The 14,350-nt window shown below is 65.1% G+C and carries 16 protein-coding genes; 10 read left to right on the top strand and 6 right to left on the bottom strand.

The window, feature by feature from the left end; all coding sequences use genetic code 11:
* The 3 genes from Q8R73_RS24600 to Q8R73_RS24590 form a co-directional block, all read right to left on the bottom strand.
* Positions 1-602, bottom strand: a 602-nt coding sequence (locus tag Q8R73_RS24600; RefSeq protein WP_305722144.1) for an AMP-binding protein, incomplete at its 3' end; no start/stop codon positions are given.
* Between the two features lie 223 nt (positions 603-825).
* Entirely contained in the window at positions 826-2,016 is a 1,191-nt protein-coding gene (locus Q8R73_RS24595; RefSeq protein WP_305722142.1) for an ABC transporter substrate-binding protein, read from the bottom strand.
* 54 nt (positions 2,017-2,070) lie between these two features.
* On the bottom strand, positions 2,071-3,045 hold the full coding sequence (locus Q8R73_RS24590) for a nitronate monooxygenase family protein (protein ID WP_305722141.1): 975 nt from the start codon (positions 3,043-3,045) through the stop codon (positions 2,071-2,073).
* A gap of 197 nt (positions 3,046-3,242) precedes the next feature.
* Between Q8R73_RS24590 and Q8R73_RS24585 the strand changes: the two genes are divergently transcribed.
* On the top strand, positions 3,243-4,130 hold the full coding sequence (locus Q8R73_RS24585; RefSeq protein WP_305722140.1) for a LysR family transcriptional regulator: 888 nt from the start codon (positions 3,243-3,245) through the stop codon (positions 4,128-4,130).
* A gap of 19 nt (positions 4,131-4,149) precedes the next feature.
* Here Q8R73_RS24585 and Q8R73_RS24580 read toward each other — a convergent pair whose 3' ends face one another.
* A complete protein-coding gene (locus tag Q8R73_RS24580) occupies positions 4,150-4,797 on the bottom strand; it encodes a DNA-3-methyladenine glycosylase (RefSeq protein ID WP_305722139.1) in 648 nt (215 codons plus the stop codon).
* Positions 4,798-4,922: 125 nt separating this feature from the next.
* Between Q8R73_RS24580 and gluQRS the strand changes: the two genes are divergently transcribed.
* Positions 4,923-5,828 (top strand): tRNA glutamyl-Q(34) synthetase GluQRS, encoded by a 906-nt coding sequence (gene gluQRS / locus Q8R73_RS24575; protein WP_305722138.1) that lies wholly within the window; start codon positions 4,923-4,925, stop codon positions 5,826-5,828.
* A gap of 50 nt (positions 5,829-5,878) precedes the next feature.
* Positions 5,879-7,132: an ATP-binding protein gene (locus Q8R73_RS24570; RefSeq protein ID WP_305722137.1), complete on the top strand. Its 1,254-nt coding sequence runs from the start codon at positions 5,879-5,881 to the stop codon at positions 7,130-7,132.
* Here the strand turns inward: Q8R73_RS24570 and Q8R73_RS24565 are convergent.
* The gene (locus Q8R73_RS24565) at positions 7,059-7,952 is read right to left on the bottom strand and encodes a YihY/virulence factor BrkB family protein (RefSeq protein WP_305722136.1); all 894 of its coding nucleotides are present in this window, start codon (positions 7,950-7,952) and stop codon (positions 7,059-7,061) included. The genes Q8R73_RS24570 and Q8R73_RS24565 overlap by 74 nt on opposite strands.
* Before the next feature lie 148 nt (positions 7,953-8,100).
* On the opposite strand from Q8R73_RS24565, the gene Q8R73_RS24560 reads away from it, so the two are divergent.
* The 6 genes from Q8R73_RS24560 (at position 8,101) to Q8R73_RS24535 (ending at position 12,275) form a co-directional block, all read left to right on the top strand.
* Entirely contained in the window at positions 8,101-8,295 is a 195-nt protein-coding gene (locus Q8R73_RS24560) for a twin transmembrane helix small protein (RefSeq protein ID WP_305722135.1), read from the top strand.
* 168 nt (positions 8,296-8,463) lie between these two features.
* The gene (locus tag Q8R73_RS24555; RefSeq protein WP_305722143.1) at positions 8,464-9,036 is read left to right on the top strand and encodes a cob(I)yrinic acid a,c-diamide adenosyltransferase; all 573 of its coding nucleotides are present in this window, start codon (positions 8,464-8,466) and stop codon (positions 9,034-9,036) included.
* Between the two features lie 112 nt (positions 9,037-9,148).
* A complete protein-coding gene (locus Q8R73_RS24550) occupies positions 9,149-9,898 on the top strand; it encodes an electron transfer flavoprotein subunit beta/FixA family protein (protein ID WP_305722134.1) in 750 nt (249 codons plus the stop codon).
* Positions 9,898-10,848: an electron transfer flavoprotein subunit alpha/FixB family protein gene (locus Q8R73_RS24545; protein WP_305722133.1), complete on the top strand. Its 951-nt coding sequence runs from the start codon at positions 9,898-9,900 to the stop codon at positions 10,846-10,848. Before Q8R73_RS24550 ends, Q8R73_RS24545 begins: the two co-directional genes overlap by 1 nt.
* 100 nt (positions 10,849-10,948) lie before the next feature.
* Entirely contained in the window at positions 10,949-11,830 is an 882-nt protein-coding gene (locus Q8R73_RS24540) for a 3-hydroxybutyryl-CoA dehydrogenase (protein WP_305722132.1), read from the top strand.
* A 250-nt stretch (positions 11,831-12,080) separates the two neighbouring features.
* On the top strand, positions 12,081-12,275 hold the full coding sequence (locus Q8R73_RS24535; RefSeq protein WP_305722131.1) for a hypothetical protein: 195 nt from the start codon (positions 12,081-12,083) through the stop codon (positions 12,273-12,275).
* Between the two features lie 93 nt (positions 12,276-12,368).
* On the opposite strand, the gene Q8R73_RS24530 is transcribed toward Q8R73_RS24535, so the two are convergent.
* Positions 12,369-13,046, bottom strand: a complete 678-nt coding sequence (locus tag Q8R73_RS24530; RefSeq protein WP_305722130.1) for a TlpA disulfide reductase family protein — start codon at positions 13,044-13,046, stop codon at positions 12,369-12,371.
* Between the two features lie 120 nt (positions 13,047-13,166).
* Between Q8R73_RS24530 and argH the strand changes: the two genes are divergently transcribed.
* Positions 13,167-14,350 (top strand): argininosuccinate lyase (gene argH, locus Q8R73_RS24525; RefSeq protein ID WP_305722129.1); only part of this gene is annotated, 1,184 nt, incomplete at its 3' end.

Here is a 14,350-nt window from a genome sequence, read left to right as displayed (position 1 = left end):
CCGTTCATCAGGATCACCTGATCCTCGCCAGGCTTGATGCCATAGGCGATGCCGCCGACACGCGCCGAGGCCGCGATCTGTTCGGGCCGCATCGGCTTGCGGCGAACGCCCTTGGGCAGGCCTGTGGTGCCCGAAGTGTAGAACATCGGCGCGCCGCCGATCGCCGGCTCCGGCGACGGCGCGTGGCTGTCGCGCCAGCTATTCCAGTCCGTTGCGCCCTCGGGGATCTGCGTCAGTTCGGGCGCAATGTTGAACGCCGCGGCAATTTCCGGCGGCGTCTCGACCAGCAGCAGGCGAAGATCGCCGGGCAGGCCGTCTGCGATCTGCGGCAGCAGGTCGGCATGGCAGACCAGAATTCCGGCGCCGCTGTCGGCCAGGATATAGGCGACCTCCCCGGCCTTCAGATGCCAGTTGATCGGCACCACCGGACTGCCGAGCGCCGCCGCGGCGCCGGCGACCTCGAACAGCGCAAAATCATTGCGCAGCATCATGGCGACGGGCGTGCCGCCCTTCAGGCCGAGCGTCCGCAATCCCGTCGCCGCCCGGGCGATCCGCGCATGAATCTCGGGATAGCCGATGCTGCGCTCGCCGCTGATGATCATGGTCGCGTTCCTCATGCTCCCCTCCTCCCACGCGCCCTTGCGCGTGGCGGGGAGGGGTCGGGGGTGGGGGGTGCTTCAGCGCACTTGATGCGAGTCGTGCCCGCATTCACTCAAACATCGGGCCCGATAGACCCCCCCACCCCCGACCCCTCCCCACCACTCGCTTCGCGCGCGGGGGGCGGGGAAAAGAGGCGCAGCGACTCGGTCAAAATGCGAGACGGCCCTACTTGTCGTCCAGTATTTCGCCGAAGCCGACCCAGCTCTTGCCGTTGAAGCGGCGCAGCCGCAACTGCTGGAACGGCAGGTAGTCGTCGGGACCGGTGCTGACCGTGATGCCCGGCAGCAACATCGGCAGTTGCATTTCGCGAAGCGAGGTCGCCTGTTTCAGGATGTTCTCGCGGCTGAGGTCGTCCTTGCATGCCTTCAGCACCTGCACCATGAGGTTGGCATAGTGATAGCCGGCGGCGTAGTTCGAATTGTTGAGGTCGGCATTGGGCAGATACTGCTTCATGAAGGCGAGGTATTCCTTCACACCGGCATCGTCGGCCCATTGCGCGTCGAGCGGGTCCTTCTGGTTGCTGGACGCGATCAGGCCGACGGCGTTGTCCAGCCCGGCGGGCTCCAGGAACGAGATCGATGACGCCGAGGTCGGCACGAAGAACGGGTCGGGCTTCCAGTTGAGTTCGGCCACGCCCTTGATCATCTGCGAGGTGAACTTGCCGAGCACCACGCCGAACATCACATCGGCGCCGGACGCCTTCAGCGTCGCCAGCTGCGAGCTGATGGTCGGCGCGGTATGCTCATAGCTCGCTTCCGCGACGATCATGGTCGCGGCCCTGGACCCCAGCGCGCGCTTGAAGCCGGCGACATAGTCGCGTCCGAAATCGTCGTTCTGCGACAGGATGGCGATCTTGGCATCCGGCTTGGTCTGCAGGAGGTACTTCGCGTAAATCACGCCCTCGGATTCGTAGGTCGCCATTCCCGGCATGGTCCATCGAAAATTCTTCGGATCGGCCCATTTGGTCGCGCCGCTCAGCACGAACAGCTGCGGCACCTTCTTGTTGTTGAGATAGCGATGCACGGCGTTGTTGGTGGCGGTTCCGAGCGAGCCGAACATCAGCTGGACTTCCTCCTGCTCGACGAGTTTCCGGGTCTGCTCGACCGTCTTCGGCGGCGAATAGGCGTCGTCGAGGGAAATGAACTTCACCTTGCGGCCGTTGATGCCGCCCTCGGCATTGACCTTGGCGAAGTAGGCTTCCTGCGCCCGTCCGATGATGCCGAAGCCGGAGACCGGGCCGCTGTAGGGCAGGGTCTGGCCGATTCGGATCTCGCCTTTCGCGTCATCGGCGGCGGCAGGCGTGGTGATGGCGGCCAGGCCGAATGCGACGGCCAATGCTTGTCGCGGTAGTCTCATCGTTCCAACTCCCTGTGTATGGTTTGTATTTTCTTGAATCGTATCGCGCGCGCCTCAGGCGCGCGCCCGCCTGACGAAGTCGACGCTGGCTTCGGCGAATTCGGCTTTCAGGCGCGCCACCAGTTCGGCGACCGGCGGCGCGTCGGCGATCTGGCCGATGCCCTGGCCCGAGCCCCAGATGTCGCGCCAGGCCTTGACCTTCATGTTGCCGCCGGAGCCGAAATTCATCTTGGTCTTGTCGGCGACCGGCAGATTGTCGGGATCAAGTCCCGCCGCCACGATCGACGGCCCAAGATAATTGCCGTGCACGCCGGTGAACAGGTTCGAATAGACGATGTCGTGCGCGGCGTGCTCGGTCAGCGCCTTCTTGTAGGCGAGATCGGCATTCGCCTCCTCGGTGGCGATGAAGCGCGTGCCGATATAGGCGAGGTCGGCGCCGAGCGCGAGCGCCGAGGCGATGCTCGCGCCGTCGGAGATCGCGCCCGAGAGCAGGATGGTGCCCTTGAACCATTGCTTCACCTCGCGCAGCAACGCGAACGGCGACAGCGTGCCGGCGTGGCCGCCGGCGCCGGCGCAGACCAGGATCAGGCCATCGACGCCCTGCTCGGCGGCCTTGCGCGCGTGCTTGACGTTGATGACGTCATGGAACACGACGCCGCCATAGGAATGCGCGGCCTCGACGATCTCCTGCGGCGGCCGCAGCGAGGTGATGATGATCGGAACCTGGTGCCTGACGCAGGTTTCCATGTCCTGCATCAGCCGGTCGTTGGAGGCGTGGCAGATCTGGTTGACCGCGTACGGCGCGACCTTTTTCTCCGGATGCAGCGCCTTGTACTCGCCGAGTTCGTTCTCGATGCGGGTCAGCCACTCCCCGAGCTTTTCGACCGGTCGGGCGTTGAGGGCCGGGAACGAGCCGACCACGCCGGCCTTGCACTGGGCGATGACGAGCTCGGGACCCGACACGATGAAGAGCGGCGAGCCCACCACCGGGAGTTCGAGCGTGTCGACGAGCGAGGCTGGTAACGGCATTCGATTCATCCCTTCGAAACGCGGAGCCGGGAAACGGCGGTCAGCTCTGGATCCGGTCTGGCTTGTTGCTTGCGGCGCGGGGTCCGTCTCGGCGGACCTGACGGGCGCATTATAGGGCTGGACGCGGGCGGGATGGCTGTTCAATATCGAACGGATGATGTAGCAGAATTGAACACGATCTCAGGCGCGGGACTTTGATGGACTGGGACCTTTGCAAGAGTTTCGTCGCCGTGGCCGAGACCCACAGTTTTGCCGCGGCGGCGCGCCAGTTGCGCTCCAGCCACCCGACGGTGGGCCGCAACATCGCCGCGCTGGAGGATCAACTCGGCACCAAGCTGTTCGCGCGTTCCAACGAAGGCCTGTCGCTGACCGCGCATGGCCGCAAGTTTCGTGAGCATGTCGAGGCGATGGCCGCTGCGGCGCTGCGCGCCGAAGCGGCGGTGTCGGCGACAGGGGCTCATGCCCGCGGCATCGTGAAACTGTCGATCGGCGCCACGCTCGCCGCGCACTGGCTGATGCCGCGGATGGGGACGTTTCTGCGCGAGCACGGCCATCTGCAGCTCGAGATCATCACCCATCCGTTTCCGGCCAGCGTGCGCCGCCGCGAGGCCGACGTGGTGCTGCGACCGGTCGACAGCGGCGAGGAGAACCTGATCGGCCGCAGGATCGGCCGGCTCGGCACCGGCTTCTATGCCTCGCGCGACTATGCGGCGCGGCGGCGGCTGCCGGAGCGGCGCGACGAATGGAAAGGCCACAGCGTGATCGGGTTTGCCGACCGCGAATCGAACGCGCATCTGGCGCGCTGGAGCGATCTGATCTCGCGGCAGGGCACCGTGGTGATGCGCTGCTCGTCGCAGGGCGACATGCTCGCGGCCACCCGGGCCGGCCTCGGGATTTCCGCACTGTCCTGCCTGGTCGCCGAAGGCTACCCCGACCTGGTCCGCGTCGCGCCGCAAAAACTCGCGAGCGTGTCGGACCTCTGGCTGCTGGCGCATCCCGACCTCGTCGAGTTGCCCGCGGTCCGCGCCGTGATCGGCTTTGTCACCGCCTGCGCCCGCGAAGATCGGGTGAGGTTGCGGGGTTAGAAGGTCTCCGCGTCCATGCCTATTTTCCGATCACGCCCTCGCGCTTCTTCAGCACCCGGTAATAGCTCCACCACAGATGCGCCGCCGCGCCGCGCAGCGGCCGCCACGGTTCCGCCAGCGGGGCCATCTGTTTGGGGGTCGGCCGGGTCTTCAGCCCCAATCCGACCTTGACGGCTTCCTGCACGGCGAGGTCGCCGGCCGGCCAGGCGTCGCCATGGCCGAGGCAGAACAGGAGATAGACGTCGGCGGTCCACGGGCCGATGCCGTGCAGCGCCGTCAGCGTGTTGTGCGCGGCGTCGGCGTCCTCGTTCGCCAGCATGTCGAGATTGAGCCGTTCGGCGGCGATTTCTCGCGCCAGGTTCTTCAGGGTCTTGATCTTGGCCGCCGACAGGCCGAGCCGGCCGAGCCGGTCGGCGCGGGCCTTGCGCAAACGGTCATGATCGAACGGGTCGAACGCCGCGCTGACGCGGCCCCAGATCGCCGCGGCGCTGGCGGTGGAGACCTGCTGGCCGCAGACGATGTGGGCCAGCCCGGCAAAGCCGGGCTCGCGCCGCCGCAGCGCCGGCATCCCCGTCAGCGCGAAGATCGGCTGCAGCCGCGGATCCAGCTTGATCAGCGCATGGACGGCGTCTTCGAGGTCGGACTGGGTTTCGAGGTGGATCGGCATTGAACGAACAATTCCAAAGGTCGTCATGCGCGGGCTTGACCCGCGCATCCATCTTCTATCGTAACTGAGTCTCTTGCAGGATGGATTGCCGGATCAAGTCCGGCAATGACGAGCGTTGGGAAGTCATGCCACCCGTTTTCCGCTTCGCGCCGAGCCCGAACGGCTATCTGCATCTCGGCCATGCTTATTCGGCGCTGCTGAATTTCGACGCCGCGCGCCGCAGCGGCGGTCGCTTCCTGCTGCGCATCGAGGATATCGATCCGGCGCGTTGCCGGCCGGAATTCGAGACCGCGATCTATGAAGACCTCGCCTGGCTCGGAATCACCTGGGAAACGCCGGTGCGGCGACAGTCCGGGCATCTTGCCGACTATCGCGCCGCGCTCGAAAGACTGTCTGCCATGGGTCTGATCTATCCCGCGTTCGAAAGCCGCGCCGAGATCGCGAGGCTGGTGGCGCAGCGCGAGGCGCAGGCCCCCTGGCCGCGCGATCCTGACGGCGCACCGCTCTATCCCGGCAATGCAAAGTCGCTGCCGCCGGACGAGCGCGCGCGCCTGCTTGGTTCGGGCGCGCCCTACGCGCTGCGGCTCGACATGGCGGCGTCGTGCGCCCTGATCCCAGATATCGGCTGGACCGAGCACGGCGAAGGTCCCGATGGCGAGGCCGGCGCGGTGGCCGCCAGGCCCGAGAGTTGGGGCGACGTCATTCTCGCGCGCAAGGAGACGCCGACCAGCTATCATTTGTCGGTGGTGATCGACGACGCCCTGCAGGGCGTGTCGGAGGTGGTGCGGGGCGCGGACCTGTTCTGGTCGACCAGCGTGCACCGGCTGCTACAGCATCTGCTCGGTTTGCCGCAGCCGGTCTACCGCCACCACCGCCTCGTGCGCGACGACGCGGGGCGGAAGCTGTCGAAATCGTCGGCCGCGACCGGACTTCGCGAACTCCGGGCCGGCGGCGCGACGCCTGCCGACATCCGCCTCCGGCTCGGCCTGCTCCAACAAGTCGGCCCGGCTTCCCCGAAACGCCCTTCGTGACTCTTCGCCGCCCTCCATGGCATGGTGATGCCGGCCAGGTCGGGGGAATCATGGCGGTTAAGTCGCGCGCCAAGCGCCCTACGCGGATACCGAAAAAACGGATGCCGAAACAACGCGCTAAAGCCCGTGCCGCGGGCAAGGCGCGCAAGCGCGTGGTCGCGACGACCGGACCGGGCATGGTCCAGGCCGCGCTCGCGGCGTTCGCCCATGAGGTCCGCACCCCGCTGACCGGAATTCTCGCCATCAGCGATCTCCTGGCGACCTCCGACCTCGACGAGCGGGAGCGGCGCTGGGTCGATACCATCAAGGCCGGCGCCGAGCATCTCGCCAGTCTCGCGACATTGTTCGTCGATGCCGCGAGGAGCCGGGGCTCCGGGCTCGGGGTGCGGCAGGACTTCTTCGATCTGCGCGCGCTCGCCCGCAGCGTCGGTGATTCGCTGGCCGGCCGGGCGACCGCGAAGGGTCTGCAATCCCAGATCGAGATTTCCGAAAAATTGCCGGCCTTCGTGATCGGCGATCCGGTGCGGCTGCGCGCGGCGCTGGAAAACCTGATCGACAATGCAACCAAGTTTACCGAGGCCGGCGGCGTCGGCCTCATGGTCAGGCCGATGCGCGGACCGAAGGGCAAGGTCAGCGTGGCCTTTGCGGTTTCCGACAGCGGCATCGGCCTCACGCTCAGCGAGATCAAGCGCCTGTTCCGGCCGTTCTCGCAGGCCAATGTCTCGATCGCATCCCGCTTCGGCGGCGCCGGGCTCGGGCTGTCGTCGGTCAAGGCGCTGGCGCGCGCGATGGGCGGCGACATCATCGTGGCGCAGCGGCCGGGCGGAGGAACCACCTTCACGCTGAGCGTGACGCTGGCCCGAGCCAGGGCGCCGAAAGCTGCCAGTTCGGGCGCGGATGTCGATTCCCCGCCGGATCGGGTGCGCGGCCTGCGCGTTCTCAGCGTCGAGGACAATCCGTTCGGCCGGGTCGTGCTCAATGCGATCCTCAGCGAACTCGGCCACCAGGCTGAATTCATCGGGCGCGGCGAGATCGCGGCCGAGCGGATCGCGCAGGGCGATTTCGACGCGGTGCTGATGGACATGGTGTTGCCGGGCATCAACGGCATCGAGGCGATCAGGCGAATCCGCAAGCTGCCGGCGCCGTTCGGACGCGTTGCGATCATCGGGGTGTCGGGCCGCGGCGACGACGAGGCGGCATCGCGCGCCGCCGGCGCCGACGCCTTTCTGGTCAAACCTGTGAGTCCAAGGGCTCTAGCGACTGTGCTGCTTGAAGCGACACGCCGCGCGGCAACCGCGACTTGATGATCGCCGCGTTCAACTCGCCGCCATAGACGAAGATCGCGGCGATGAAATACAGGAACACCAGCGCGATGATGACCGAGGCGAGGCCGGCATACATCGTGACGTAATTGTTGGCGAAGCGGGCGAGATACTGTCCGAATCCGATGCCCGACAGCAACGACGCCACGAAGGTGAAGATGATGCCCGGCAGGATCTGCAGGAAACTGCGGCGGCCCGCCGGCAGCCATGCGTGCAGGATGAACAGCGCGATCACCAGCGCCATGACGGTAATGCCGTAGCGCGCGACGTTGAGCAAATACTCGTTGGTTTCGACGATCAGCGGAATGTAGCGCCGTGCCGCTTCCAGCATCAGCGGTCCGAGCACGATCAGGAACGCCATCGCCAGCGCGGTGAAGGCGGCGACCAGAGTGTAGCCGATCGATTCCAGCCGCAGCCAGTACCAGCTCCGCGGCTCGATCACCGAATAGGCGCGGTTCAGTCCGACCCGCAGACTTTCGATGCCGTTGGAAGCGAAATACACCGCGAGCACGAGGCCGATGGTCAGCGCATCGCCGCGCGTCGTCGTCAGCACGTCGTGGATCTCGCTCGACAGCGAATCCGCCACCTGCTGCGGCCACACCTGCAGCAACAGCGTCACCGCCTGATCGGCGAGTTCCTTGGAGCCGAAAAAGCCGGCCAGCGACGTCAGCACGATCAGGAACGGAAACAGCGCCATCAGCGCCGACAGCGCGATATGGCTCGCGATCGCCCAGCCGTCATCGGCGAGAAACGTATAGAACGCATCCATGACGACCAGATAGACGTAGCGGATATGCCTCACATTTCACCTGACGGAGCGGATGAGTGGTTCAACCGGCGGCCGCGCTAACTTCTGATATTACTGGACAAAAAGCCAGATCGTTGCGGCGGGGGGAGGGTCCCGCCATACCGCGATGGCGGACCGCCCGGTGCGGTGTTATGTAGCGCCGATGGCATCCTTCCTGAGTACGATTCTCCTTCCCATCGCGGTCGCGGCAGTTGCGCTGGTTCTGCTGCTCGGTCTCATCAACATGATGCGGGGCGGATCGCCGGATCGCTCGCAGAAACTGATGCGGTTGCGGGTGTTGCTGCAATTTATCGCCATCGTCATCACCATGCTGGCGGTCTGGGCGATGAGCCGCTAGTTCAATTGATAACGATATGGACCGGCTGGAACCGGTGAGCCCCCTCTCCCAGGGGGAGAGGGTTGGGGTGAGGGGGTACGGTCTCTCGATGGTGCGTAACCCCTCACCCGGCGCTGCGCGCCGACCTCTCCCATTGGGAGAGGTGTTCGGAAACATCGGAGTCTGATGATGGTCGTCCTCAATCGTATCTACACAAGGACCGGCGACGACGGCACCACGGCGCTCGGCAGCGGCGAACGGCGTCCGAAATATGACCTGCGCATCGCGGCCTATGGAACCGTCGACGAAACCAATGCCGCGATCGGCATGGTTCGGCTGCATCTGGCGGAGGCGCGCGAGATCGATGCGATGCTCGGCCTGATCCAGAACGATCTGTTCGATCTCGGCGCCGACCTCGCGGTGCCCGAGCGCCAGGGCAAAGCGGAGCGGCTGCGGATGCTGGCCAGCCAGGTCGAACGGCTCGAGCGTGACATCGACGCGTTGAACGCCGAACTGGCGCCATTGACCTCGTTTGTGCTGCCCGGGGGGACGCCGGCGGCGGCGCACCTGCACCTGGCGCGTACCATATGCCGCCGCGCGGAACGGATCATGGTGGAACTCGCGTCCAGGCCCGACGAGCCGGTCAGCGACGCCGGGATCCAGTATATCAACCGGCTGTCGGATTTCCTGTTCGTCGCCAGCCGTTCAGTCAACCAAAACGGTACCGGGGACGTGTTGTGGGTGCCCGGCCAAAATCGCTGAAGTGACGATTTCTTGGGGCGATTTTTGGCTTTCGCGCGTTGACCGCCGATAGCGGGACCTTTAGGTTCCGCGCCCAAGCTGATTGCTGCCAAATTCAAGCGAAAGAGGGTCGATGAAGGTTCTGGTGCCGGTAAAGCGGGTGGTCGATTACAACGTCAAGGTCCGGGTCAAGAGCGACGGATCGGGCGTCGAACTGTCCAACGTCAAGATGTCGATGAATCCGTTCGACGAAATCGCCGTCGAGGAAGCCCTGCGCCTGAAAGAGGCCGGCAAGGCAACCGAGGTCGTGGTGGTGTCGATCGGCCCCGCCCAGGCGTCCGAAACCATCCGCACAGGTCTCGCCATGGGCGCCGACCGCGGCATTCTGGTCAAGGCCGAGGGCAACGTCGAACCGCTGGCGGTGGCGAAGATCCTCAAGGCCATCGTCGACGAAGAGCAGCCCGGCCTCGTCATTCTCGGCAAGCAGGCGATCGACGACGATTCCAACCAGACCGGCCAGATGCTGGCCGCCCTGCTCGGATGGTCGCAGGCGACCTTCGCCTCCAAGGTCGAGGTCGACGGTTCCGATTTCAAGGTGACCCGCGAAGTCGATGGCGGCCTGCAGACCCTGAAACTGAAGGGTCCGGCGATCATAACCACCGACTTGCGGCTGAACGAGCCGCGCTATGCCAGCCTGCCCAACATCATGAAGGCCAAGAAGAAGCCGATCGCCGACAAGAGCGCGGCCGACTACGGCGTCGATCTGACCGCCCATCTCGAGATTCTCAAGACCACCGAACCGCCGGGCCGCAAGGGAGGCGTCAAGGTCAAGGACGTCGCCGAGCTGGTGTCGAAACTCAAGAACGAAGCCGGGGTTCTCTGATGACCACGCTGTTGATTGCCGAACACGAACACGCCACCCTGAAAGACTCCACCAACAAGGCGCTGACCGCAGCCACCCAATTGGGCGCCGAGGTCCATGTGCTGGTCGCCGGCGGCGGCGAGGGCACCAAGACCGCGGCCGAGGCTGCCGCCAAGCTTGCCGGCGTCACCAAGGTGCTGGTCGCCGAGGGCGATGCCTATGCGCACGATCTGGCCGAGCCGCTGGCCGCGCTGATCGTGGCGCTGGCCCCTGCTTATGACGCCTTCGTGGCGCCCGCGACCTCGCGCTTCAAGAACGTGATGCCACGCGTCGCCGCGCTGCTCGACGTCATGCAGGTGTCGGAAATCATCAAGGTGGTGTCGCCGGATACCTTCGAGCGGCCGATCTATGCCGGCAACGCGATCCAGACGGTGAAGTCGAAGGACGCCAAGAAGGTCATCACGGTGCGGACCTCGACCTTTGCCGCGGCCGGCGACGGCGGCAGCGCGTCGATCGAGAATGCCGCCTCGGCGGCCGATCCCGGCCTCTCCAGCTTCGTCGGCGAAGAGGTGGCGAAGAGCGATCGGCCGGAACTGACATCGGCAAAGATCATCGTCTCCGGCGGTCGCGCGATGCAGAGCCGCGAGAACTTCGCCAAATATATCGAGCCGCTCGCCGACAAGCTCGGCGCCGGTGTCGGCGCCTCGCGCGCCGCGGTCGATGCCGGATATGCGCCGAACGACTGGCAGGTCGGGCAGACCGGCAAGGTGGTGGCTCCGGAACTTTATGTCGCCATCGGCATTTCAGGCGCCATTCAGCATCTCGCCGGTATGAAGGATTCCAAGGTGATCGTCGCGATCAACAAGGATGAGGACGCGCCGATCTTCCAGGTGGCCGATTACGGCCTGGTCGCGGACCTTTACCAGGCGGTTCCCGAACTGACCGAGGCGCTCGGCAAGCTCGGAAAGTAACGACGTTTCCAGTATCCGGCCGGATGGATCGGACACCGGCCGGTGTTCATGCAAGAGAGGGCGGACGCGCGGGCCGCGTCCTCCCCGGTGAGATGAAGAAATGGCGTTGATGATCAAGAAGGTCGGCGTGATCGGCTCGGGCCAGATGGGCAACGGCATCGCGCATGTGGCGGCGCTGGCCGGGCTGGACGTGGTGCTCTACGACGTGTCCGCCGATCGCCTCAAGTCCGGCATGGCAACCATCAACGGCAACCTTTCGCGCCAGGTCGCCAAGAAGATCATCAGCGAAGATGCCCGCAAGCAGGCGCTGGAGCGCATCGTATCCAGCGAGACCATGGAAGGGCTCGCCGACTGCGATCTGGTGATCGAAAGCGCGGTCGAGAAGGAAGAGATCAAGCGCAAGATTTTTCATGATCTGTGCGCGGTGCTGAGGCCGGACGCCATCATCGCCTCCAACACCTCCTCGATCTCGATCACTCGGCTGGCCGCGTCCACCGACCGGCCCGAGCGCTTTATCGGCATTCACTTCATGAATCCGGTGCCGCTGATGGAACTGGTCGAGCTGATCCGGGGTATCGCCACCGACGACGCGACATTCGAGGCATCAAAGGAATTCGTCACCAAACTCGGCAAGCAGATCGCGGTGTCCGAGGATTTTCCGGCCTTCATCGTCAACCGCATCCTGCTGCCGATGATCAACGAAGCGATCTATACGCTGTATGAGGGGGTCGGAAACGTCGAGGCGATCGATGCCGCGATGAAGCTCGGCGCCCACCATCCGATGGGGCCGCTGGAACTGGCCGATTTCATCGGGCTGGATACCTGCCTGTCGATCATCCAGGTGCTCCATGAGGGCCTCGCCGATTCCAAGTACCGGCCATGCCCGCTACTGGTAAAATACGTCGAAGCCGGCTGGCTCGGTCGCAAGACCCAGCGCGGTTTCTACGATTATCGCGGCGACAAGCCGGTCCCGACGCGCTGAGGCGCGATCCGCAGGGAGCGTGCATTCCACCATCCGAAGCCGGCGAGGCTGTTGATAAGTCCCCGGATAAGGTGAGGGAGATAATTCGATTCGTGGCGTGTTTGCAGGTGCTTGGACCATCGGTTCTGGAATTGTTCATTCCTGTGGAAAACTGCCGTTGAGTTGGGTCGGCTTCCGCTCCGTTGCCGCCCCTCAAACACGCATCATTAACCAGCGCTGCGTAGGGTGACCCCCGTCGGGAGTATTGCGTATGGATATGATGGCAACGGTGAGCAGCATGCTCGCGATGCAGGCGAGCGGCACGCAAATGCAGATGGCTGCCTCGTTCATCAAGCAGAATGCCGATGCCGAGAAATCCGCGGTCCTGACCCTGTTGGGCGCCGGCCAGAATTCGTCCGCCAATCTCGGCGCCGGCGTCGGCGGCAGCCTCGACGTTTCGGCCTAGAATTTCCGTTGTCATTCCGGGGCGATGCGCAGCATCGAACCCGGAATCTCTAGATTCCGGGTCACGCGAAGACGCGTGCCCCGGAATGACGGGCTAGCTCTGCGGCTTCGTCGCAGCCTTGATCAGCTTGACGGCGTCCTCGCTGGCCCATTCCGCGGGTCCGGCGAGCGTGGCGATTTCGCAGCCCTGGCCGTCGACCAGAACCGAGGTGGGCATCCCGAGCGCCCGGCCCACGGCTTTAAGATCCTGAAAAACCTTGGCTTTTGGGTCACTGAAATAGCCGAGCCGGGTCAGATTGGCGTCTTTCAGGAAATTCTTCGGCTTCTCGGGATCGCGGGTGTCGATATTGATCGCCACCACCTCGAATTCCGCACCCCCGAGCTTGGCTTGCAACTCGTCGAGCGCCGGCATTTCCTTGCGGCAGGGCACGCACCAGGTGGCCCACAGGTTCACCAGAACTATCCGCCCGCGCCAGTCCGACAGTTTCCTGGGCTGGCCGGTGGCATCGTCGAAGGCAAGGTCCGGCAGCCGCAGCGGTGCCGTCGCCATGGTCAGCGCGGCGACCTCGCCATGTGCCAGAGGGGCGATCTTGCGCGCCAACTCGACCGCGGGGCGGCAGGCGGCATCGCCGGTTGGCCGGTTCAGCCCGCCGGTCGCGTAGAGGACGGCAGATCCGATCGCCGCCACGGTCAGCACCGCGCCGACCGCAAGCGGAATCCGGCGGGTGGCGGCCCGGGGGGCTGAGGGCAGTTCGGGCATATCGTTTGTCATCCTGTATCAGATACGGCTATGCAGAGCCGGGATTGCGGCCGGTTCAGCCTGGTGCGGCGTTCGGCTCGCGGGCGTGACCCTCAATGGCAGGCATGAGTAATAGGTCATGAGCAACAAGTCATGAGCAACAAGATGTGGGGCGGCCGGTTCGGTGAGGGCCCCGATGCGATTATGGAGGAAATCAACGTCTCCATCGACGTCGATCGTCACATGTATGCCCAGGACATCGCCGCGTCCAAGGCCCACGCCGCGATGCTTGCAGCCCAGGGCATCATCACCGCGAGTGATGCGAAAAATATCGCCAGGGGTCTAGACACGATTTTGTCAGAAATCGACAAGGGATCGTTCGATTTCAAGCGCGCGCTCGAGGACATTCACATGAATGTCGAGAGCCGGCTCGGCGAACTGATCGGGCCCGCCTCGGGGCGGCTGCACACCGCGCGTTCGCGCAACGACCAGGTCGCGACCGATTTCAGGCTCTATGTTCGCGACACCATCGACGAGATCGACGCGTCGCTGGCCGCGTTCCAGCACGCGCTGCTGACGCGGGCGCTGGAACATGCCGGCACGGTGATGCCCGGTTTCACCCATTTGCAGACCGCCCAGCCGGTGACGTTCGGGCATCATCTGCTGGCCTATGTCGAGATGGCGGCGCGCGACCGCGGGCGTTTTGCCGATGCGCGCAAGCGGCTCAACGAATCGCCGCTGGGGGCCGCAGCGCTGGCCGGTACCTCGTTCCCGATCGATCGCGACGCCACCGCGAGCGCGCTCGGCTTCGACCGGCCGATGGCCAATTCGCTCGATGCCGTTTCGGACCGCGATTTCGTCCTCGAAACCCTGTCGGCGGCGGCGATCGCCTCGGTGCATCTGTCGCGCTTCGCCGAGGAAATCGTGATCTGGACCTCGCCGCTGGTGGGCCTCGTGCGGCTGTCCGACAAGTTCACCTCCGGCTCCTCGATCATGCCGCAGAAGCGCAACCCGGACGCCGCCGAGCTGGTGCGCGCCAAGACCGGCCGGGTGATCGGCGCGCTGACCGCATTGCTGATTGTGATGAAGGGCCTGCCGCTGGCCTATCAAAAGGACATGCAGGAGGACAAGCAGGGCGCGATGGAGGCATTCGGCGCGCTGTCGCTGGCGGTCCGGGCGATGACCGGCATGGTGCTGGATATCGTCCCGGACGAGGCGCGGATGAAGGCTGCTGCCGGCGAGGGCTACGCCACCGCCACCGACCTCGCCGACTGGCTGGTACGGACGCTGAAAATGCCGTTCCGCGATGCCCATCATGTCACCGGGCGAATCGTCGG

Origin of the sequence: Bradyrhizobium sp. (genome assembly GCF_030697065.1) — a bacterium.
Classification (GTDB): domain Bacteria; phylum Pseudomonadota; class Alphaproteobacteria; order Rhizobiales; family Xanthobacteraceae; genus Bradyrhizobium.
This window is presented reverse-complemented; position numbering and strand designations above follow the sequence as displayed.